The sequence below is a fragment of the Blautia sp. HCP3S3_G3 genome, from assembly GCF_052063365.1.
Classification (GTDB): Bacteria; Bacillota; Clostridia; order Lachnospirales; family Lachnospiraceae; genus Blautia_A.
The window spans coordinates 1-16,805 of sequence record NZ_JBQHXR010000030.1; the positions used below are offsets into that span (position 1 = coordinate 1).

22 protein-coding genes and 3 pseudogenes are annotated in these 16,805 nt (G+C 42.9%); 14 read left to right on the top strand and 11 right to left on the bottom strand.

Features of this window, described 5'->3' with window-relative positions; genetic code table 11:
- Nucleotides 1–448 precede the first annotated feature (448 nt).
- From ACTNEW_RS14765 to ACTNEW_RS14800, 8 genes are all read right to left on the bottom strand, one after another.
- On the bottom strand, nt 449–2,134 hold the full coding sequence (locus ACTNEW_RS14765) for an ABC transporter ATP-binding protein (protein ID WP_441062377.1): 1,686 nt from the start codon (nt 2,132–2,134) through the stop codon (nt 449–451).
- A 230-nt stretch (nt 2,135–2,364) separates the two neighbouring features.
- Nucleotides 2,365–2,604, bottom strand: coding sequence for a DUF6061 family protein (locus ACTNEW_RS14770; RefSeq protein WP_441062379.1), 240 nt, complete (start codon nt 2,602–2,604; stop codon nt 2,365–2,367).
- Nucleotides 2,605–3,269: 665 nt separating this feature from the next.
- A complete protein-coding gene (locus ACTNEW_RS14775; protein ID WP_441062381.1) occupies nt 3,270–4,061 on the bottom strand; it encodes an ABC transporter permease subunit in 792 nt (263 codons plus the stop codon).
- Entirely contained in the window at nt 4,062–4,895 is an 834-nt protein-coding gene (locus tag ACTNEW_RS14780) for an ABC transporter ATP-binding protein (protein WP_441062383.1), read from the bottom strand. It lies immediately after the preceding gene.
- A 96-nt stretch (nt 4,896–4,991) separates the two neighbouring features.
- Entirely contained in the window at nt 4,992–5,462 is a 471-nt protein-coding gene (locus ACTNEW_RS14785; RefSeq protein WP_441062385.1) for a DUF3021 family protein, read from the bottom strand.
- Nucleotides 5,459–5,902 carry a LytTR family DNA-binding domain-containing protein gene (locus ACTNEW_RS14790; protein ID WP_172495182.1) on the bottom strand — a complete coding sequence of 148 codons (444 nt, stop codon included), beginning with the start codon at nt 5,900–5,902 and terminating at the stop codon, nt 5,459–5,461. The genes ACTNEW_RS14785 and ACTNEW_RS14790 overlap by 4 nt, the downstream gene beginning before the upstream one ends.
- Nucleotides 5,903–5,934: 32 nt before the next feature.
- A complete protein-coding gene (locus ACTNEW_RS14795; RefSeq protein ID WP_172495183.1) occupies nt 5,935–6,174 on the bottom strand; it encodes a DUF6061 family protein in 240 nt (79 codons plus the stop codon).
- Nucleotides 6,175–6,494: 320 nt separating this feature from the next.
- Complete coding sequence (locus ACTNEW_RS14800; RefSeq protein WP_004613237.1) at nt 6,495–6,818, bottom strand: hypothetical protein; 324 nt, start codon at nt 6,816–6,818, stop codon at nt 6,495–6,497.
- Between the two features lie 192 nt (nt 6,819–7,010).
- Between ACTNEW_RS14800 and ACTNEW_RS14805 the strand changes: the two genes are divergently transcribed.
- The 5 genes from ACTNEW_RS14805 (at nt 7,011) to ACTNEW_RS14825 (ending at nt 10,223) form a co-directional block, all read left to right on the top strand.
- Nucleotides 7,011–7,268 carry a hypothetical protein gene (locus ACTNEW_RS14805; RefSeq protein WP_441062388.1) on the top strand — a complete coding sequence of 86 codons (258 nt, stop codon included), beginning with the start codon at nt 7,011–7,013 and terminating at the stop codon, nt 7,266–7,268.
- 159 nt (nt 7,269–7,427) lie between these two features.
- Nucleotides 7,428–7,817 carry a rhodanese-like domain-containing protein gene (locus ACTNEW_RS14810; protein ID WP_441062390.1) on the top strand — a complete coding sequence of 130 codons (390 nt, stop codon included), beginning with the start codon at nt 7,428–7,430 and terminating at the stop codon, nt 7,815–7,817.
- A gap of 71 nt (nt 7,818–7,888) precedes the next feature.
- Nucleotides 7,889–8,194 carry a thioredoxin gene (trxA, locus tag ACTNEW_RS14815; RefSeq protein ID WP_441062392.1) on the top strand — a complete coding sequence of 102 codons (306 nt, stop codon included), beginning with the start codon at nt 7,889–7,891 and terminating at the stop codon, nt 8,192–8,194.
- 12 nt (nt 8,195–8,206) lie between these two features.
- A complete protein-coding gene (locus ACTNEW_RS14820; protein ID WP_441062394.1) occupies nt 8,207–8,527 on the top strand; it encodes a rhodanese-like domain-containing protein in 321 nt (106 codons plus the stop codon).
- Between the two features lies 1 nt (nt 8,528).
- Nucleotides 8,529–10,223, top strand: a complete 1,695-nt coding sequence (locus tag ACTNEW_RS14825; protein WP_441062396.1) for an FAD-dependent oxidoreductase — start codon at nt 8,529–8,531, stop codon at nt 10,221–10,223.
- Nucleotides 10,224–10,271: 48 nt separating this feature from the next.
- Here the strand turns inward: ACTNEW_RS14825 and ACTNEW_RS14830 are convergent, their stop codons facing one another.
- A complete protein-coding gene (locus ACTNEW_RS14830) occupies nt 10,272–10,931 on the bottom strand; it encodes a Crp/Fnr family transcriptional regulator (RefSeq protein ID WP_235249355.1) in 660 nt (219 codons plus the stop codon).
- A 135-nt stretch (nt 10,932–11,066) separates the two neighbouring features.
- Here ACTNEW_RS14830 and ACTNEW_RS14835 point away from each other — a divergent pair, with 135 nt between their 5' ends.
- From ACTNEW_RS14835 to trxB, 9 genes and pseudogenes are all read left to right on the top strand, one after another.
- The gene (locus ACTNEW_RS14835; protein WP_441062398.1) at nt 11,067–11,837 is read left to right on the top strand and encodes a NifB/NifX family molybdenum-iron cluster-binding protein; all 771 of its coding nucleotides are present in this window, start codon (nt 11,067–11,069) and stop codon (nt 11,835–11,837) included.
- A gap of 70 nt (nt 11,838–11,907) precedes the next feature.
- Nucleotides 11,908–12,015: pseudogene (locus tag ACTNEW_RS14840) on the top strand (rubredoxin); the annotation flags it as partial.
- Between the two features lie 84 nt (nt 12,016–12,099).
- Complete coding sequence (locus ACTNEW_RS14845; RefSeq protein ID WP_441062400.1) at nt 12,100–12,537, top strand: rubredoxin-like domain-containing protein; 438 nt, start codon at nt 12,100–12,102, stop codon at nt 12,535–12,537.
- Nucleotides 12,538–12,539: 2 nt separating this feature from the next.
- Nucleotides 12,540–13,109: pseudogene (locus ACTNEW_RS14850) on the top strand (rubredoxin-like domain-containing protein); the annotation flags it as partial.
- Nucleotides 13,110–13,127: 18 nt separating this feature from the next.
- A complete protein-coding gene (rbr, locus tag ACTNEW_RS14855) occupies nt 13,128–13,688 on the top strand; it encodes a rubrerythrin (protein WP_441033857.1) in 561 nt (186 codons plus the stop codon).
- Between the two features lie 40 nt (nt 13,689–13,728).
- Entirely contained in the window at nt 13,729–14,097 is a 369-nt protein-coding gene (locus ACTNEW_RS14860) for a hypothetical protein (protein WP_441062402.1), read from the top strand.
- A gap of 2 nt (nt 14,098–14,099) precedes the next feature.
- Nucleotides 14,100–14,411 carry a hypothetical protein gene (locus ACTNEW_RS14865; protein ID WP_441062404.1) on the top strand — a complete coding sequence of 104 codons (312 nt, stop codon included), beginning with the start codon at nt 14,100–14,102 and terminating at the stop codon, nt 14,409–14,411.
- A 98-nt stretch (nt 14,412–14,509) separates the two neighbouring features.
- Nucleotides 14,510–14,806, top strand: a pseudogene (locus ACTNEW_RS14870) (thioredoxin family protein); the annotation flags it as partial.
- A 63-nt stretch (nt 14,807–14,869) separates the two neighbouring features.
- Nucleotides 14,870–15,775 carry a thioredoxin-disulfide reductase gene (gene trxB / locus ACTNEW_RS14875; protein WP_235249370.1) on the top strand — a complete coding sequence of 302 codons (906 nt, stop codon included), beginning with the start codon at nt 14,870–14,872 and terminating at the stop codon, nt 15,773–15,775.
- Nucleotides 15,776–16,015: 240 nt separating this feature from the next.
- Here the strand turns inward: trxB and ACTNEW_RS14880 are convergent, their stop codons facing one another.
- Together ACTNEW_RS14880 and ACTNEW_RS14885 are read right to left on the bottom strand one after the other, a co-directional pair.
- Nucleotides 16,016–16,228 carry a hypothetical protein gene (locus ACTNEW_RS14880; protein ID WP_441062406.1) on the bottom strand — a complete coding sequence of 71 codons (213 nt, stop codon included), beginning with the start codon at nt 16,226–16,228 and terminating at the stop codon, nt 16,016–16,018.
- Nucleotides 16,229–16,237: 9 nt separating this feature from the next.
- Nucleotides 16,238–16,714, bottom strand: a complete 477-nt coding sequence (locus ACTNEW_RS14885) for a peroxiredoxin family protein (protein ID WP_441062408.1) — start codon at nt 16,712–16,714, stop codon at nt 16,238–16,240.
- Nucleotides 16,715–16,805 lie beyond the last annotated feature (91 nt).

Genomic DNA, 16,805 nt, shown 5'->3' on the forward strand with positions numbered 1-16,805 from the left:
ATCTTGTTTTTGATAAAAATAATCAAGGGCTTGTAAGCGGATAACCGCTCCCAAGCCCACTCAATTATCATAGAAAATCTGGATTTACAGAGATTATTTCACACTGTCTCAGAAAACAGGATTGCCACCAAAACCGAAGAAATCCGAACTCTTAAAGCCGGATTATCCGGTATCGTCAGACAGCATGGATTTGCAACGGTGCAGGATTTCTACACTGCATTCTATACCGCACAGCGTGTCACCGACGCATATCAGAAAGAATGTGCCAAGTGGGATAAATCCTACGGAGAGAAAGCCACTCCGAAAGCCGAATCAATGCACGAAAAGTTACAGCGGTATCAAGAAAAGGCTGACAGGCAGAACGCCAGCCAACCTTACCTAAACAGAGATAAAGGGGCGAGATAATCGCCCCTTGAATTTATTGACTATTCAAATCTTATAAATATAATTATTGCACATTCGCATTATACAAGTCCATAAAATAAGAATCTGTACGTAGTAGTTCTTCAAAAGTCCCTTGTCCAACAATCTTCCCTTCTCTAAAGAGAATAATTCTGTCAAAACCGGCAATGGAATTTAATCTATGTGCAATCGCAATGACCGTTTTATCTTCCATTTTTTGCATAACTGATTTCATTACATTTTCTTCTGTTAAGTTATCCATTGCAGATGTTGCTTCATCCAAGATGACAAGTTCGGAGTCTTCAAACCACAAGCGAGCTAATGCAAGTCTTTGTTTTTCTCCACCTGATAAACAAGTACCTTTCTCACCAATTTCAGTATTTAAGCCTTCCGCAAGATTCTCAACTAAATGAGATAGTTGCACTTCACTCAATGCGTCCAGCATTTGTTCTTCTAACACCTTTTTCTCAAATACCAAATTTTCTTTTATTGTTCCGTCAAAAACAGGGGCATCCTGCGATAAATAACTAACTCTATCATACAAATCATTAAGACAAATTCCACTTAACTCCTTGTCTCCTAAGCGAACTTCTCCTTGATTGTATTTTAGTAATCCCAATAATATCTTAATCAAGGTCGATTTTCCAGAACCACTTTCTCCTACAAAAGCTATTTTTTCTCCTTTTTTTATGGACAAACTCAAATCATCAATAATTTTTCGTTCCTCATATTGGAATGATAAGTTTTTTATTGCTATTTCGCCAACAGCCGCACTTATTGCGTTACCGTTTCTTAATTGATCATCATCTTTTAAGCCTAAAAATTCTTCAAATCTCTTATAAGACGCCTTGTCCAATTTATATTGGACATAAAGTACATTAAAAATAGCAATTGGCGTATAAGCATTTTCAATCAGTGCAATTAGTGCAACTACGGAACCTACTGTAAGGTTTTGCGTTTTCCATGCATAAAAAAGAATACCAATATCTAACATTGCCACAAGTAGCGCAAATATTGTAAAGAATGCTTCATGAATCATATTCATTTTTACCTTTGCTGAAACAATACTCTCTTTGGCATTATTAGTTTTCTTTATTTCATTCGGAAACTGTTTGCTCATACGAAATATCAACATTTCCATAAAGCCTCTAACCAAATAATGATTTAGTAGCTCTTCACTGTTCAAAATTTTTTCTTTTATTTTATATAAAAACTTTAGTAGAATGTTGGTTATTATAAAAATAAGCATATAGCCTACAAACAATACATAAGTAACTTTTTTATCTATTTTCCAAATAAAGTATACACTAAAAACAATGGTCGGAAGTAGGTCTCGAATCAAACGCAACCAGAAATTGAATAATACATTTCTTCCTGCTGATGAACCATTTTCAATCCTTTGAACAAGTTTGCCCGTACCTATTTTCTGGTATTCTGTATAATCAATTGTACTTATTTTTCTAAGGGACAAAAGCTTAAAATCCAGATAAATACCATGTTCCAATTTCTTTTCAGGATAATTATCCAGATAATTCATACAATAATTTACCAGTAAAATAAAACCATATGTTGCAACTCCTGTAAATGCAAGTGTTCTATCAGCCAATCCATCAATGACCTTTTGGAAATAGTCAGCCTTGTAATTAGCCATAAATGCATTAAATATACCTAGTCCAATGTAGACTAATACCCATATTCTGTTTTTCTTTAATATTTCTTTTATATAACGCATAACTGTACTCCTTTATAGATTGTATTTCAAGCATTAGGACAGTACAGTCAACGACTGCTAGCAAGTTTCTTTTAACCTCAGCACAATCTGCCAACAGTTTACATCAACTGTACTGAGTAGTTATCTCGGATAAATTTCATATCATTCTCACCTCTTCCAAATAAGATACTTCTATTATTTTATCACATCAAGTCCCAATATTCTATCGTCATTTCGCCAAAAGAATCAATTCACCATATCTCTAAACTATCAATCGCATCCACCCATGCCTGCATTTCTCCATCTAAAGCAAGCCGAGCATATTCAAGTGGCTCATCTATTGCCAATGCGTTAAGCGAATTCTGTGAGCAAGGAGTGGTTTTCAAACCATCCTCTGCCTTGTTACAATCAATCCGCAATATGTAATTCTCAAATGTGGTTACATCAATACTATTCGTAATAGGGTTATACTCCGCATATATCAATCTCATCTTATCCATCCTTTCTTGAAAATGTATTATAAGCATTTCATCCAGTCCCAACCGCCATTTTTATAATTTGTTATAAATTGTTACCAGATTTTCTTTCCCTTATTTTTTCCCTTATGAGGGTTCGTAAACAAGGGTAGAACGATATAACACAATACAAGATGTAATGGGAAGGACACCAGCGAAAAGTTTAGTGTTTTCAAGGGTTTGACGAGATTTCTATAACAAAATATAACAGTTATTAAATCCCATAAAAATCGTCATCTGAGAACTGAAAGTTTTACTCGTGGCGATAGGCCACAATCTATATAAATATCAGAAAAAAAGATGAGAAACAGAACTGCCGCATAGATTCAAAAAAAGGATTTCTATGGGGTAGGGGAAGTGCGCTTTCTTTGCGCATGATTTCAGTCTTTTATACACAACAGGTACAAAAAGGGAGATGCAAAAAAACACAATCGAGTTTTTTCACATCCCCGATTCTATAAAATGCAGAATATGCATAAAACTGAAAGAATTTACACCTTATTTAAAAATGTGGGGCACTTCATATTGTCCTATAAAAATATCATAAACACAGAACTTATATTTACTACCTATGCAAAGTAGAGAAACAACTCAATTTTTTCTTATTTAAAATCAGAAAACAAGCAACTAAAATCTAATCATTATGAAGCGAGATCCCTTTTTGCGTAAATCATACCAGCTCCCACAGTCATAATCACAATCATTATCGTCCCTAAAATCAAAGCAACACAATCCCTTGATTCTCCAGCAAAAATTGATGTCGCATTTGAATAGGAAAACGGAGAAATAAAGATAGCGTCCTTTAAATCAGGAACAACTCTTGCCATCAAATCATACACATACAGCAGCGTGGCAACTGAAATTCCAATTCCTAGCCTGTTCTTTTTGCTTACCGCAGAGATCACAAAGCAAATAGCCGCAATTTCGATATTCATCATTAACTGAAAAAGCATACACTCTGTGAATATGCTTCCAAAATCCGTTTCTCCAAGAAAAACAAACCCGACTTCATAAAGCATGCCACAAATCAATGTAAAACAAATAAGGTTTAGTAGCACTGCAAAAAACTTCATTGCTATTACCTTGCCCCGTGAAACCGGAAGTGTAAACGTATATTCCGCAGTATGCCCATCCTCTTCCTTTGAAAGAATTACTGTGGCGATGGAAGCTGCAAACATACTGCTTCCAAGTGCATGAATCGTTCCGATTTCTGTGGCAAAATATCCTTTTAATGTTGCTATACTGAGTGTACTCATTCCAAAAGCATCCGAAAACGCGCCCATTGTTGCAAAACTCTCTGCCATATCTGCCATGCTATCTTCCATGCCCTTATATAAAATGATGCAGATGAGCCCCATTCCGCCCACGGAAAGCGCCCATATCAAAAGACTTTTCCAACCTGATTTCCATTCGTTTTTCAATATTGCCGGCATTTACTTTTCCTCCTTCAAATAATAGTGCATAAATACTTCTTCTATGGACGGTTCCTCGATGATAATATCCTCGATATGATGTCCTTCCAGTTCCTTATATAAATTGTTCAGGTTATCCTTGTAGATATAATCAAGCTTTTCGCCATCCCGTATCATTTTGATTCTCTTTGATCGACTGCTCAGAAGATTATCGACGGTATCTGTGACAACCAGCCTGCCTTCCTTCATAATTGCCACACGAGTACAGTGATTTCTTACTTCCGATAAAACGTGAGTGGAAAGCATACAGGTCGCACCCTTATCCACATACTCCTGAATCAACTCAAAGAAAACATTTTGCATCAGAGGATCAAGTCCGCTGGTCGGTTCATCAAAAACAAAAAGCTTTGGTCTGTGCTGCATTGCGCAGATGATGCTGACCTTTTTCCTGTTTCCAAGTGAGAGCTCATTGATTTTTCTTTTTACGTCCACCTGAAGTCTGTCGCAAAGTTTTTCTGCTTCATCGGTACAATCAACCTTTCTGACATCTGCCGAATGCTTCAGCATTTCCCTGATTGTCATGCCCGGATAAAACCATGCTTCACTTGGCATATAGCCAATGTCTGCAAGGATTTTTTCTCTGTCCTTTACGCTGTCAAGACCATTGATTCTTATTTCTCCTTGGTCATACTTTATCAATCCAAGCATTGAGCGGATAGTCGTTGATTTTCCGGCACCATTCGGTCCAAGGAAACCAAAAATTTCACCTTCCCGAACCGAGAATGTTACATCCTTCACACCTCTGTTTTTTCCATAATTTTTTGTTAAATTTTGAATCGTTATCATATCTTTCATTTCTCATGTACCTCCGTCTGATGATAGAATAGTACGAAAAAAAGATGGGCACAATAGCTGTACCCATCAGTGACACTTTTTCAACTCTAAGTTGCACTATTTATTACCTGTCCTTGTTTTAAATAATTTCAAATCAGAATTCAATATTTTGTCATCAATTCTGCGTCTGCATTTATATGCCAAATAAACACAAAAATATATGAATACAATATAGGCGGCGAACCCAAAAGTCACATAAGGATTTTTATCAAACCAGTTTCCTATGTATGACACTACCGTATATATTATTGTGCAGATTATTATACCTATCAGTTCCTTCTTGCTCATTGCATCTGCCTCATCAAAATTCCAAAGCACATAAACCTGAAGATACCCAACTGCATAGGTCAAAAAAATCATTTCCGCCATATGCAGTATTTCTGCCACAGTCACACCAATGCAGAGCCGATATGTACAGTAGTAAAAAAGAACCCCGAAAAAATAAAGACATGCCTTAAACTCGATTCCAATTTCCTTTGTAAGATACCTTTCCCAGAGGGATACTTTTTTCTTATCACTTTTTTTCATTCCCTTTCTCCTTTCAGAAGCTTCCTAAAATCCGATGCGTATGTACGGGAAATAATGATATGCTCACCGCTGACAAGTGTTGCATCAATCCTATTCGACGGCATACTTTTTAGCTTTTCCACCTTGTTGACATTGATAATCATCGACTTGCTACAGCGGAAATAACTCTCATCGTCTAAAAATAATTCGATTGAATATAATGACATGTCTACTTGAATTTCATTATCGTCTGTGTAGACAAATGTCTTATTATCCACCTTTTCTACATACAGAATTTCCTCTGGTGTAAAAACAATTGTCTCGTCGTTTTTTCGTCCTATTAGTTTTCTTTGACGTTTGTCCATAAAAAGCAACACCGCCTCAACCTCAGGATTTTTCTCCTTATAATATAAAATCAGCTCATCTTCGCCTTTATTAATCTGATTAATCGTGTATCGCATAGAACTCCTTTCTTAGCAATCCTCCTGTATAATTACCACAATTCTAAACTGTCCTCTGCATCAATCCACATTTGCATAGTCCCATCAAGGTAAAGTCGTGCATACTCCAAAGGGTTGTCTATGGCAAGAGCATTCAATGCACATTCAGAACCGGGAGTTGTTTTTAAATTCTTTTCTGCCTCCCAGCAGTCAATCCTCAGAATATATCCGGCATAAGTGCATATATCAATGCTGTTGTGGTAAATGTTGTACTCTGCATATATAATGTTCATCCAATCCATCCTTTCTTGAAAATGTATTATAAGCATCTCATCCAGTTCCAACTGCCATTTTCATAATTTATTATAAGTTGTTACCAGATTTTCTTTCCCTTATTTTTTCCCTTATCAGCGGCCATAATCAAGGGTAAAACGATATAACACGATACAAGATATGACAGAAACGACACCCACGAAAACTTTAGTATTTTCAAGGGTTTAACGAGATTTTTATAACAAAATATAACAGTTATTAAATCCCTAAAAATACCTCAAGTGAGAATTCAAATTCATGCGCGCTTTCAATCTCACCGGAAGACTGAAATTTGACTTGCCTATTTTCTTAAAATCTCATGTGGAGCTTCTATTTCATTTGCCAAGGTATGCTCTGTTAATTCTGACATCAATTTCAATTTTTTATTAATCAATGGTCGCATACAATTAGGAACATGTTCCTGATGCGCTCTGTGGATTGCTACACATTCCTTACAGTTTCCGTGATAACGACAGGCTTTCAGGCAAGGACAGTGATCTTTGTCTTTATACTCCTTACGAAATTCCGCTGCAAATTCCTCTTGCAGTCTCAGCCCCTCGACACGGTTTCCCTTATGAAATTCTACCATTGCATCCAGTTCTTTCTGGTTCCCTTCAATCTTCATGTTATTATAGCGCCTCCATTTCAACTATTCCTCATTTTCTGATAAATTCCAATTTTGTTGTCATCTTCATTATACTTCATCGCCTATCGAAAAGATAGCATATCATCTAGTACAATTTCCATGCTTAAAACCACAATATTAATATCCCTCGACTACTATAACTTCACCTTCTTCATCAGTTGGGGGTTGAAAATGATCATAATAAGTGGAAGCTGTTTGCTCCGTCAATATGATATCATTTTGGGTGTGCTTTTCCCGGTTGACAGTATGGACAGCTGTGAGGAAATGATGATTCAGGACTGGCCGGGCGCTCTTTACAAGAAAGATGACACGGCATTTCTCTGTTGGACTTATTCTCCGGAAGTCACTTATGTTCTGGAATACACTCCAAGCAAAATTGATGATTCCGAAATCATCAAGATGGCTGAAAGTGCAGAACCTGTAAAATAAAAACCACAGTCTGCACTTCAAATCGGAGCGTGACTTTGACTTTTTATTTATGCACGGGCATGATTTTTCTATCATTCCTTCTTGGAAAAATGTGATTTTATCACGGAGAGCGCCTCCGAAACAGGTTATACTACAAATACAAAATATGGAGGTATACACATGAAAAGAATCATTCCCATTTTAATGACTTTACTGCTTCTCTCTGGTTGTGCAACGCAATCCGCTGAAAAAACCTATCGACAGATTACTATGGAGGAAGCTATTACGATGATGGAGAAGGAAACCGGATACATCATCCTCGATGTTCGTACTGCTCAGGAATATAGCGAAAAGCATATTCCCGGTGCTATCAATATTGCCAACGAATCCATTGGCACAGGGGATATCTCTGAACTGCCGGATAAAGATCAGCTGATTCTGGTATACTGCCGCAGCGGTAATCGGAGTAAGCAGGCATCTGAAAAACTGGTGAAACTGGGCTACACCAATATCATTGAGATCGGCGGAATTAATAGTTGGCCCGGTGAAACAGTCACCGGCGATAAGTGATAAAATCACAGAACAAGGAACGACTACTGGATATAATAAAGCCATAAAAAAGAAAACAGGAGGACTTAAATATGTCTGCTATCAGTGTTAATAAAAACAATTTCAATCAAGAGGTTTTGAACTCGGACAAGCCCGTCCTGATGGATTTCTGGGCTCCCTGGTGTGGTCCTTGCCGCATGGCAGTTCCTCTGGTAGAGGAGATTGCCAAGGAGCGCTCCGATATCAAGGTTGTTAAAATTAATGTGGATGAGGAACAGGAACTGGCTATGCAGTTCGGTGTGATGAGCATACCCACTCTGGTGGTTATGAAGAACGGAAAGATTGTCAATCAAGTCACCGGTGCCAGACCTAAGGCTCAGATTCTCGCCATGCTGTAAGGAGGTGCAAAGATGAGATTCTTCGATTTCCTGAAAGGCCCTGACATCAATCAGGGTGTCAAAGAATATAGCACTACGGATGGCGCAGTCCTGCTGGATGTTCGCACCCCCGACGAATACCGGCAGGGGCATATCCCCGGCAGTAAAAATATTCCTTTGCAGTCCATTGACAAAGTGGCTGGCATGATTGACAATAAAGCTACCCCCATCTTTGTACACTGTCTCAGTGGTGCAAGAAGCCGCCAGGCAGCTGCTGTTTTGCAGCAGCTGGGTTATACCAACGTGAAAAACATAGGCGGAATTTCCGCTTATGCAGGAAAGGTGGAACGATAATATGAAAGTTGTCATTGTAGGCGGTGTGGCAGGCGGTGCTACCGCTGCCGCCCGTATTCGCAGACTGAATGAGCAGGCAGAAATCGTAGTTTTTGAGCGCTCGGGGTATATCTCCTATGCCAACTGTGGTCTGCCATACTATATCGGTGATGTGATTACCGATCGGTCGGATCTGACCCTCCAGACCCCGGAAAGCTTCTTTTCCCGGTTCCGTGTGAACATGAAGGTGCGCCATGAGGTCACAGCGATTCATCCTGAAGAAAAAACCGTTTCCGTGAAAAATCTGGAAACCGGTGAGGAGTTTGAGGAGAGCTATGACAAGCTGATTCTCTCTCCCGGAGCCAAGCCTACCCAGCCCCGGCTTCCCGGTGTAGGTCTTGATAAGCTGTTCACCCTGCGTACTGTTGAGGATACCTTCCATATCAAGGATTACATCAATGCAAACCATCCCAAATCCGCTGTACTGGCAGGCGGTGGCTTCATTGGATTGGAGCTGGCAGAAAACCTGCGAGAGCTGGGGATGGATGTCACCATTGTCCAGCGTCCAAAACAGCTTATGAATCCCTTTGATGCCGATATGGCTTCTTTCATCCATAATGAAATGCGCAAGCACGGTGTAAAGCTGGCACTTGGTCATACCGTAGAAGGGTTTGAGGAAAGGGACGGCGGCGTGGATGTGCTGCTGAAAGACGAACAGCCTCTCCATGCGGATATGGTAATCCTGGCCATTGGTGTTTCTCCCGAAACCACCCTTGCAAAGGATGCCGGGTTGGAACTGGGCATTAAAGGAAGTATTGTGGTCAATGACCGAATGGAAACCTCCATTTCCGACATCTATGCCGTGGGCGATGCGGTGCAGGTGAAGCACTTCGTCACCGGGCAGGATGCTCTGATCTCTTTGGCTGGCCCTGCCAATAAACAGGGACGAATCGCTGCGGACAACATCTGTGGCGGAGACAGCCATTATACCGGCTCCCAAGGCAGCAGTGTCATCAAGATCTTTGGCATGACTGCCGCTACTACCGGCGTAAATGAGACCAACGCCAGAAAAACAGGGCTGGATGTTGATACGGTTATCCTGTCGCCCATGAGCCATGCAGGTTACTACCCCGGCGGGAAAGTCATGACAATGAAGGTGGTCTTTGAAAAGGCGACTTATCGCCTGCTGGGTGCGCAGATCGTAGGCTATGAAGGTGTGGATAAGCGCATTGATGTGCTGGCCACCGCTATCAGGGCAGGAATGAAAGCCACGGAACTGAAGGATCTGGATCTGGCCTACGCACCGCCTTATTCCTCTGCGAAAGACCCGGTAAATATGGCTGGCTTTATGGTTGAGAATATCGCAAACGGTATTCTGAAACAATGGCATCTGGAAGATGCAGATCGTCTTCCTCGTGACGGAAGCATAACTCTGTTGGACACCCGCACTGTGGAAGAATTCGCACACGGACACATTGACGGCTTCTTTAACATCCCGGTGGACGAGCTGCGGGAGCGGCTGGGTGAGCTGGACAAGCGTAAGCCTGTCTACGTCATCTGTCAGAGCGGTCTGCGCAGCTACATTGCCTGTCGTATCCTGGCCGGAAACGGCTTTGACTGCTATAACTTCTCCGGCGGCTTCCGTTTCTATGATGCTGTGACCAATGATCGCTGTCTCATTGAATCGGCTACGGCCTGCGGAATGGACCGAGCATAAAATCAGGACATCTGCTTGCAACTAATAGCAAGCAGATGTCCTTTTTGCTTAATCATTTTGCAATTGTTCCAGTCTGATTTTGTCTGTAACCTCCACTGTTCCACGAGTCAGCCTGACCATACCCTCGTTCTGGAAATAGCGAAGCATTCGGGTAACTACCTCGCGGGCGGTGCCCATGTGGCCCGCAATGGTTTCATGGGTAATCTTGAGGATGTTTGTTTCCTCTAAGCTGCATTCCTCCAGCAGAAATTCTGCCAGCCTTTTATCAAAGCTTTTCCACATGATCTGCTCCATGAGCCACATAACCTCAGAAAAACGGGTAGCCATAATTTCGTTGGTAAAATTAGCTACCACAGCAGACTCTTTCATAATGCGCTGATAAGTGTCAGCAGAAATAACCCACATCGTGGTATCCTTCTGCGCCTCAATGGTGATCTCAAACTGAATGCTGTTCATCATACAGGAGGCGGAAAACAGGCAAATATCCCGATCAAACAAACGATAGAGGCTAATCTCCCGTCCTTCATCGGAAAGAATATAGGCACGAAGCTGTCCGCTTCTTACCAGCAGAAGACCGGTACACTCCACAGTTCCGTTGTGAATCACAGTCCCTTTGTCCACTTTTCGTAAAACTGCATTTCGCTCCAAAATCTGCTGCTGGGTCGGTGTCAGTTTGTTCCAAATTGGAAAATAGGATGAAAAATCCATGGGTACACCTCCTTGAATACACATAGTATAAAATAATTTATGGCATATGTCAATAATTCCGTTGACATATAGGAAAAGGAGATGTACAATGGTCGTATAAATGGCATATGCCGCAAATAATATGGAGGTGAATCTATGCCAAGACCGAGAAAATGCAGAAAAGTTTGTTGTTTGCCGGATAATGATGGTTTTGTTCCGGTTCGTGGCGGCGAGGAACTGACTCCCATTGTCCTGAATGTGGATGAGTATGAATCCATTCGCCTGATTGACCGTGAAGGTTTTTCTCAGGAGCAATGCGGAGAATATATGCGTATTGCCAGAACAACGGTTCAGCAGATTTATGCAGCTGCCCGCAAAAAACTGGCCGATGCGCTGGTTGAGGGACTTCCTCTGCGAATCGAGGGAGGGGATTTTACACTCTGCAGCGGAAACAGCGCAGCCTACGGGTGCAAAAATTGCTATCAGCAAAAAATCCATCCGATGCACGAAAAACCGAAAGGAGATAATATTATGAGAATTGCAGTCACTTATGAAAACGGAGAAATCTTTCAGCACTTCGGTCACACCGAACAGTTTAAAATCTACGATGTGGAAGATGGAAAAATCATTTCGTCTGAGGTTGTGGATGCTGGCGGCAGCGGACATGGTGCACTGGCAGGCGTCCTGAGCGCACTGAAGGTGGATGCCCTGATCTGCGGCGGTATTGGCGGCGGTGCCCAGATGGCACTGAGCGATGTGGGTATCCGGCTTTATGGTGGTGTTTCCGGCAACGCTGATGCAGCAGCAGAAGCACTGGCAGCAGGCGAGCTGGACTTCAACCCCGATGTCCGGTGTGATCATCACGACCACCATGGGGAAGGTCACTCTTGCGGTTCCCACGGCTGCGGCCATCACTCCTGCGACTGAAATAGGTGATTAAGTCACGGAATATGTGTCGTGATTTGATAAAATATAGATAAAGGAGGCGGTAAAACCTATAAAACAATATGTTTGCGGCATTTGTGGATATATTCACGATGAAGCTGTCGGTGGCAAGTGGGAAGACCTACCTGCCGATTGGAAGTGTCCTGTCTGTAAAGCAGGCAAAGACGCTTTCAAACCCAAAGAAGAAAAAACAGCGTCCCAGGAGGTCCTTGAAAAGCCCCATGTGGACAAGGAACTCTCTCCCATGGAAATGAGCATCATCTGCTCCAATCTGGCCCGTGGCTGCGAAAAGCAGTATCTGCCCCAGCAGGCAGATGATTTCAGAAAACTGGCAGAATTCTTCAGAAGCAAGGCTGCGCCCGTCGAGGAGGCCAGCACAGCCAAGCTGCTGGAACTCATTGACAAGGATTTGTCTGTAGGGTATCCCTATGGCAATGCTATAGCCGGTGAAAAGCCTGATCGGGGTGGTCTGCGCTGTCAGGTGTGGAGTGAAAAGGTTACCCGAATGCTCCAATCTCTGCTGACTCGATATGAATCTGAGGGAGACAAGATGTTGGAAAACACCGGTGTCTGGGTTTGCACGGTCTGTGGTTTTGTCTATGTTGGTGACATAGCTCCGGAGCTATGTCCGGTGTGTAAGGTTCCCAGTTGGAAATTTGAAAAAATGGAAGGGAGGGCATAACTATGGCTGAAAAATATGCAGTAAGAAATCTTCGCTTATGTACCAAGGATTGCCTTTGCCTCTATGTCTGCCCAACCGGAGCGACTGATACAGAGAACAGCATCATTGATCCTGAAAAGTGTATCGGCTGCGGTGCCTGTGCCGAAGCCTGTACATCCTCTGCAATCTCTATGGTTCCAAAAGAACTGCCGCCGCAGCAGCCGAAAGAAGAAAAAGTTGTCGAAGCACTTCGTGGCTTAGTTCAAAGCAAAGCCAATGCAGAGAACATTGCTTCGCAGCTTCCTGATGTCTTGAGCGTCGCTGTGGAAAAATCCTCTCGCCTGATGGCTGAGGATCTGTGCAGAGAAGCCGGCTTTATGCTGCCTCAGAGCAGCAACACCAGATCGTTTCTGGAAAGTATTAAAACGTATCCCGGCATTCCTGTGGATGCTGTGGAATCCCTGTTACATACCATTCAATTCAATGAAAAAACGGAGGAAAAGAAAATGGAAAAGTGGAAATGCTCTGTCTGCGGTTACATTCACGAAGGCCCTATGACACCTGATTTTAAGTGCCCCATCTGCAAGCAGCCCGCCGACAAGTTTGTGAAGATTGAGGATGCTGCGGCTCCTGCAAAGAATCCCTATGCAGGCACCAAAACCGAGAAAAATCTGTGGGAAGCCTTTGCTGGTGAATCTCAGGCACGCAACAAATATACTTACTTCGCTTCAGTAGCCAAGAAAGCCGGTTACGAGCAGATTTCTGCTCTGTTCCTGCATACTGCACAGAACGAGATGGAGCATGCCAAGTTGTGGTTCAAAGCTCTGGGCGAGCTGGGCGATACTGCCGAGAACCTGCTCCATGCTGCTGAAGGTGAGAACGCCGAGTGGACGGATATGTATGACCGCATGGCTCGTGAAGCTGATGAGGAGGGATTCCATGATCTGGCTGAACAGTTCCGTGGCGTAGCTGCCATTGAGAAGATGCACGAGGAGCGCTACCGCAAGCTTTTGAGCAACGTGGAGACCATGCAGGTGTTTGAGAAGAGCGGCGTTACCATCTGGGAGTGCCGTAACTGCGGACATATCGTAGTAGGAACCAAGGCTCCTGAGATCTGCCCTGTCTGCAAGCATCCTCAGGCATTCTTCGAAGTGCGTGCGGAAAATTACTAAGAATCAATAGCCTATAGATGATGGAAGTATAAAAGGCAGTATGCCGCCTGTCGGTTTCCCGGCAGGCGGTTTTTTACAGGAGGATGCCTATGGGAACGGACTGAGACTGGTACTGCAGAAGTTATCCAAACATATCCTTGTATTTGAAACCCCGGAAGCTGCAAGAAAAAAGCTTGGAAAGAAAAAGCCTATGCTTTGGGTTGTTACAGAAGCTCTGACAAAACAGCCGAATCAGCCATGGCGGGCGGATAAAAGAACACCCGTAATTCTTCTATCCAATCAACCGGAATCAGAAATAACGATTGAAAAGAATACGGGTAAGGTGATCATCTTGCCTGTTCCCGTTCTACCAGAAACGCTCCGTAATGCAGTTAAGGCTTATCTTTTGATAAAGGAGGGGAAGCAATAAGAATGATTATTATTATCTTATCAATCATATCACTACTACTTCTTCTTACTTCTTTCCTCTATATTCAAAAGAAAAAAGTGATGTCGCTTCAACAGCAGATTGGTGATCTCCAAAATAAAATTAGTATTCTTGAGAAACAATATCTTGCAGCTGAACAGTATAACGATTCTCTCAGGCAGGAAGCATACACGGTTCATTTATATGCTTCTCTCTCGCTGGAGGAGGCAAGAAAAACATCCATAAAAGATAAGCAGTCTCAAATCATCTGTTCCAGTGAACATATCCTCGAGTTACTTAATAACGAAAAATTTTAGTGCTGCAGCAATGTCGCACTATTTTATGTGATCTCATCACCGAAATGTTATTTTAGATTGGCTATACTATCATTAAACAAAGAAAAGGAGCTTGAAATATGACAGTGATCAATATCAATAGAAATCAATTTGAAGAAATGGTGCATAGCGGAAAGACTGTTCTGGTGGAGTTTTCAGCCCCTTGGTGCGTATATTGCCGCCGTCTGGCTCCAGCATTGGAAAGCGTTGCTGAGGAATATAAGGATACGCTGGTATTCACTGCTGTCAACATTGATGATGAACCGGAATTGGCTGAGACCGAGGCTATTGAAGTTGTCCCTACTCTGCTAATCTATCACAGCGGACAGACTCTTGGCTCTATCGTCGCTCCGGAATCCAGAGCGCAGCTGGTGGCTTTTATTGAGGAAACCTTACAGCACCGGACTCAGGAAGTAAATTATGCGCAGCATATCTATGACATGATCGTTGTAGGTGGCGGTCCCGGCGGGTATACCGCAGCCCTTTATGCTGCAAGAGCAGGAATGGACACCGTGGTTTTAGAAAAGCTGTCTGCCGGTGGGCAGATGGCTCTGACCGAGCAAATCGACAACTATCCCGGCTTCGAGGATGGCATCGACGGTTTCTCCCTGGGAGAAAAAATGAAGCGAGGAACGGAGCGGTTTGGTGTGGAAACCAAGCTGACTGAGGTGCTGTCTCTGGAACTGTCAGGTTCTGTAAAGAAAGCTGTGACCAGCGAAGGCGCTATGTACGCAAAATCCATCGTATTGGCTACAGGAGCCGGTCCCAGAGAGCTGGGTGTTGATGGGGAACAGGCGTTAATCGGTAAAGGTGTCCATTACTGTGCGGCCTGTGACGGAATGTTCTATCGGAACAAAACGGTTGTAATCGCAGGAGGTGGCAATACCGCTGCGGCGGATGCGCTGATTCTCTCCCGTATCTGCAAAAAAGTCATCGTCGTCCACCGCAGAGGCACCCTAAAAGCAACAAAGATCTACCATGAACCTTTGATGAAAACAGAAAATGTAGAATTTCTCTGGGACAGTGAGATTATAGCTCTGCTCCATAACGAAAAGCTGACCGGTATCCAGATTAGGAACGTGAAAACTGGAGAAGAAAGTACCCTTGCTTGCGATGGTGTATTTGTAAGCGTGGGAAGAAAGCCTTCCACCGAATTGATGAAAGATCAGATTGAGATTGATCCGGCTGGATACATTATTGCAGATGAGAGTACCCGCACCAACATCCCCGGTGTGTTCGCCGTTGGGGATGTCCGCACAAAGGCATTACGGCAGGTCGTAACTGCTGTAGCCGATGGGGCAACTGCTGTTCACTATGCAGAGGAATATTTAGCAGGAGGAATGTGAGATGAAAGAAAAAATTAAAAATGGCTGAAGCCAGTTCTTTTTACCGCAGGCGGCGCATTAGTTGGCCTTGCATATTACTACTTTGTGGGATGCCCCACTGGAGCTTGTCCGCTGACTTCTAACCCGTTCATCACGATGGCCTATATGGGCTTTATCGGCTGGCTGTTGTCCGGTATTTTCGGAAAGGGGTGCAGCGGTTCATGCAATACGCAGTAGCTTTCCTGGAGGGCATTATCACCTTCATATCACCCTGCCTGCTTCCCATGCTGCCCATCTATATCTCCTATTTTGCAGGTGGTGGAGAACGCAGCACAAAAAAGTTTCCTGCGGTGTTTGTGTAGCAAGCAGATTGGGAGCCAGTTTCTGTCCAAGCTGTTTATATAGAATTCCTGCGCCACCTAAAATGAGAACAAACACAAGAACGAGTATCATTATTATCTTCTTTTTATTCATAAACCCTCCTCAACTAAGCAGGCTGCAGCTTGCCCAAAAGTTTAGGACAACGGATTTCCCGATAAAATCCGAAAGATGAACTTCATTTCCATCCAGATCGTAAACTGTAAAATCCGGTGCCAATATCTTTTCTGATTCATTCTCTTGTGTTGTTGGAGTGGAGGCTTCTGTGGATTCCAATGGTGCCTGCCAAAGTGCCCATGGAAGATTATAAGGATTGCTGCCAATCCCATACCGGCAAGGATAGCCAGGGAAGTCCACAGTGCCTTTACGATGCAGTAGATGGAGCAGCCTGCAATCACCAGAAGCAATAGAGCAATCACATGAGAGGAAATGTTGGTAATCAAATTTCCGAGGATACAAGCAACAGTTACAATGAACAACAACGGCAGTGCCAATACCTTCAAAATCATCTTCATAGGAACAACCCCTTTCTTTTGACCATATTGTACATTGAGAAGTGACGAACTGCAATGATGTCACCACCTATGTAACAGCCAAAGGGCGTTGAGCATAAAAAGAGGGCGCACTGGCTATTTGTGAACCAATGCGTCCCGTTCATTCTGTTTTCAGTTCG

Excerpts from the sequence above, each read along its gene's own strand:
- trxA (WP_441062392.1), top strand. The coding sequence starts at position 7,889 with ATGTCTGCTATCAGTGTTAATAAAAACAATTTCAATCAAGAGGTTTTG.
- ACTNEW_RS14800 (WP_004613237.1), bottom strand. The coding sequence starts at position 6,818 with ATGAAGATTGAAGGGAACCAGAAAGAACTGGATGCAATGGTAGAATTT.
- ACTNEW_RS14785 (WP_441062385.1), bottom strand. The coding sequence starts at position 5,462 with ATGAAAAAAAGTGATAAGAAAAAAGTATCCCTCTGGGAAAGGTATCTT.
- ACTNEW_RS14780 (WP_441062383.1), bottom strand. The coding sequence starts at position 4,895 with ATGAAAGATATGATAACGATTCAAAATTTAACAAAAAATTATGGAAAA.
- ACTNEW_RS14835 (WP_441062398.1), top strand. The coding sequence starts at position 11,067 with ATGCCAAGACCGAGAAAATGCAGAAAAGTTTGTTGTTTGCCGGATAAT.
- ACTNEW_RS14820 (WP_441062394.1), top strand. The coding sequence starts at position 8,207 with ATGAGATTCTTCGATTTCCTGAAAGGCCCTGACATCAATCAGGGTGTC.
- ACTNEW_RS14860 (WP_441062402.1), top strand. The coding sequence starts at position 13,729 with ATGCCGCCTGTCGGTTTCCCGGCAGGCGGTTTTTTACAGGAGGATGCC.
- ACTNEW_RS14865 (WP_441062404.1), top strand. The coding sequence starts at position 14,100 with ATGATTATTATTATCTTATCAATCATATCACTACTACTTCTTCTTACT.
- ACTNEW_RS14795 (WP_172495183.1), bottom strand. The coding sequence starts at position 6,174 with ATGAACATTATATATGCAGAGTACAACATTTACCACAACAGCATTGAT.
- ACTNEW_RS14880 (WP_441062406.1), bottom strand. The coding sequence starts at position 16,228 with ATGAATAAAAAGAAGATAATAATGATACTCGTTCTTGTGTTTGTTCTC.
- ACTNEW_RS14770 (WP_441062379.1), bottom strand. The coding sequence starts at position 2,604 with ATGAGATTGATATATGCGGAGTATAACCCTATTACGAATAGTATTGAT.
- ACTNEW_RS14845 (WP_441062400.1), top strand. The coding sequence starts at position 12,100 with ATGGAAATGAGCATCATCTGCTCCAATCTGGCCCGTGGCTGCGAAAAG.
- trxB (WP_235249370.1), top strand. The coding sequence starts at position 14,870 with ATGATCGTTGTAGGTGGCGGTCCCGGCGGGTATACCGCAGCCCTTTAT.
- ACTNEW_RS14830 (WP_235249355.1), bottom strand. The coding sequence starts at position 10,931 with ATGGATTTTTCATCCTATTTTCCAATTTGGAACAAACTGACACCGACC.
- ACTNEW_RS14825 (WP_441062396.1), top strand. The coding sequence starts at position 8,529 with ATGAAAGTTGTCATTGTAGGCGGTGTGGCAGGCGGTGCTACCGCTGCC.
- ACTNEW_RS14765 (WP_441062377.1), bottom strand. The coding sequence starts at position 2,134 with ATGCGTTATATAAAAGAAATATTAAAGAAAAACAGAATATGGGTATTA.
- ACTNEW_RS14790 (WP_172495182.1), bottom strand. The coding sequence starts at position 5,902 with ATGCGATACACGATTAATCAGATTAATAAAGGCGAAGATGAGCTGATT.
- ACTNEW_RS14810 (WP_441062390.1), top strand. The coding sequence starts at position 7,428 with ATGAAAAGAATCATTCCCATTTTAATGACTTTACTGCTTCTCTCTGGT.
- ACTNEW_RS14775 (WP_441062381.1), bottom strand. The coding sequence starts at position 4,061 with ATGCCGGCAATATTGAAAAACGAATGGAAATCAGGTTGGAAAAGTCTT.
- ACTNEW_RS14805 (WP_441062388.1), top strand. The coding sequence starts at position 7,011 with ATGATCATAATAAGTGGAAGCTGTTTGCTCCGTCAATATGATATCATT.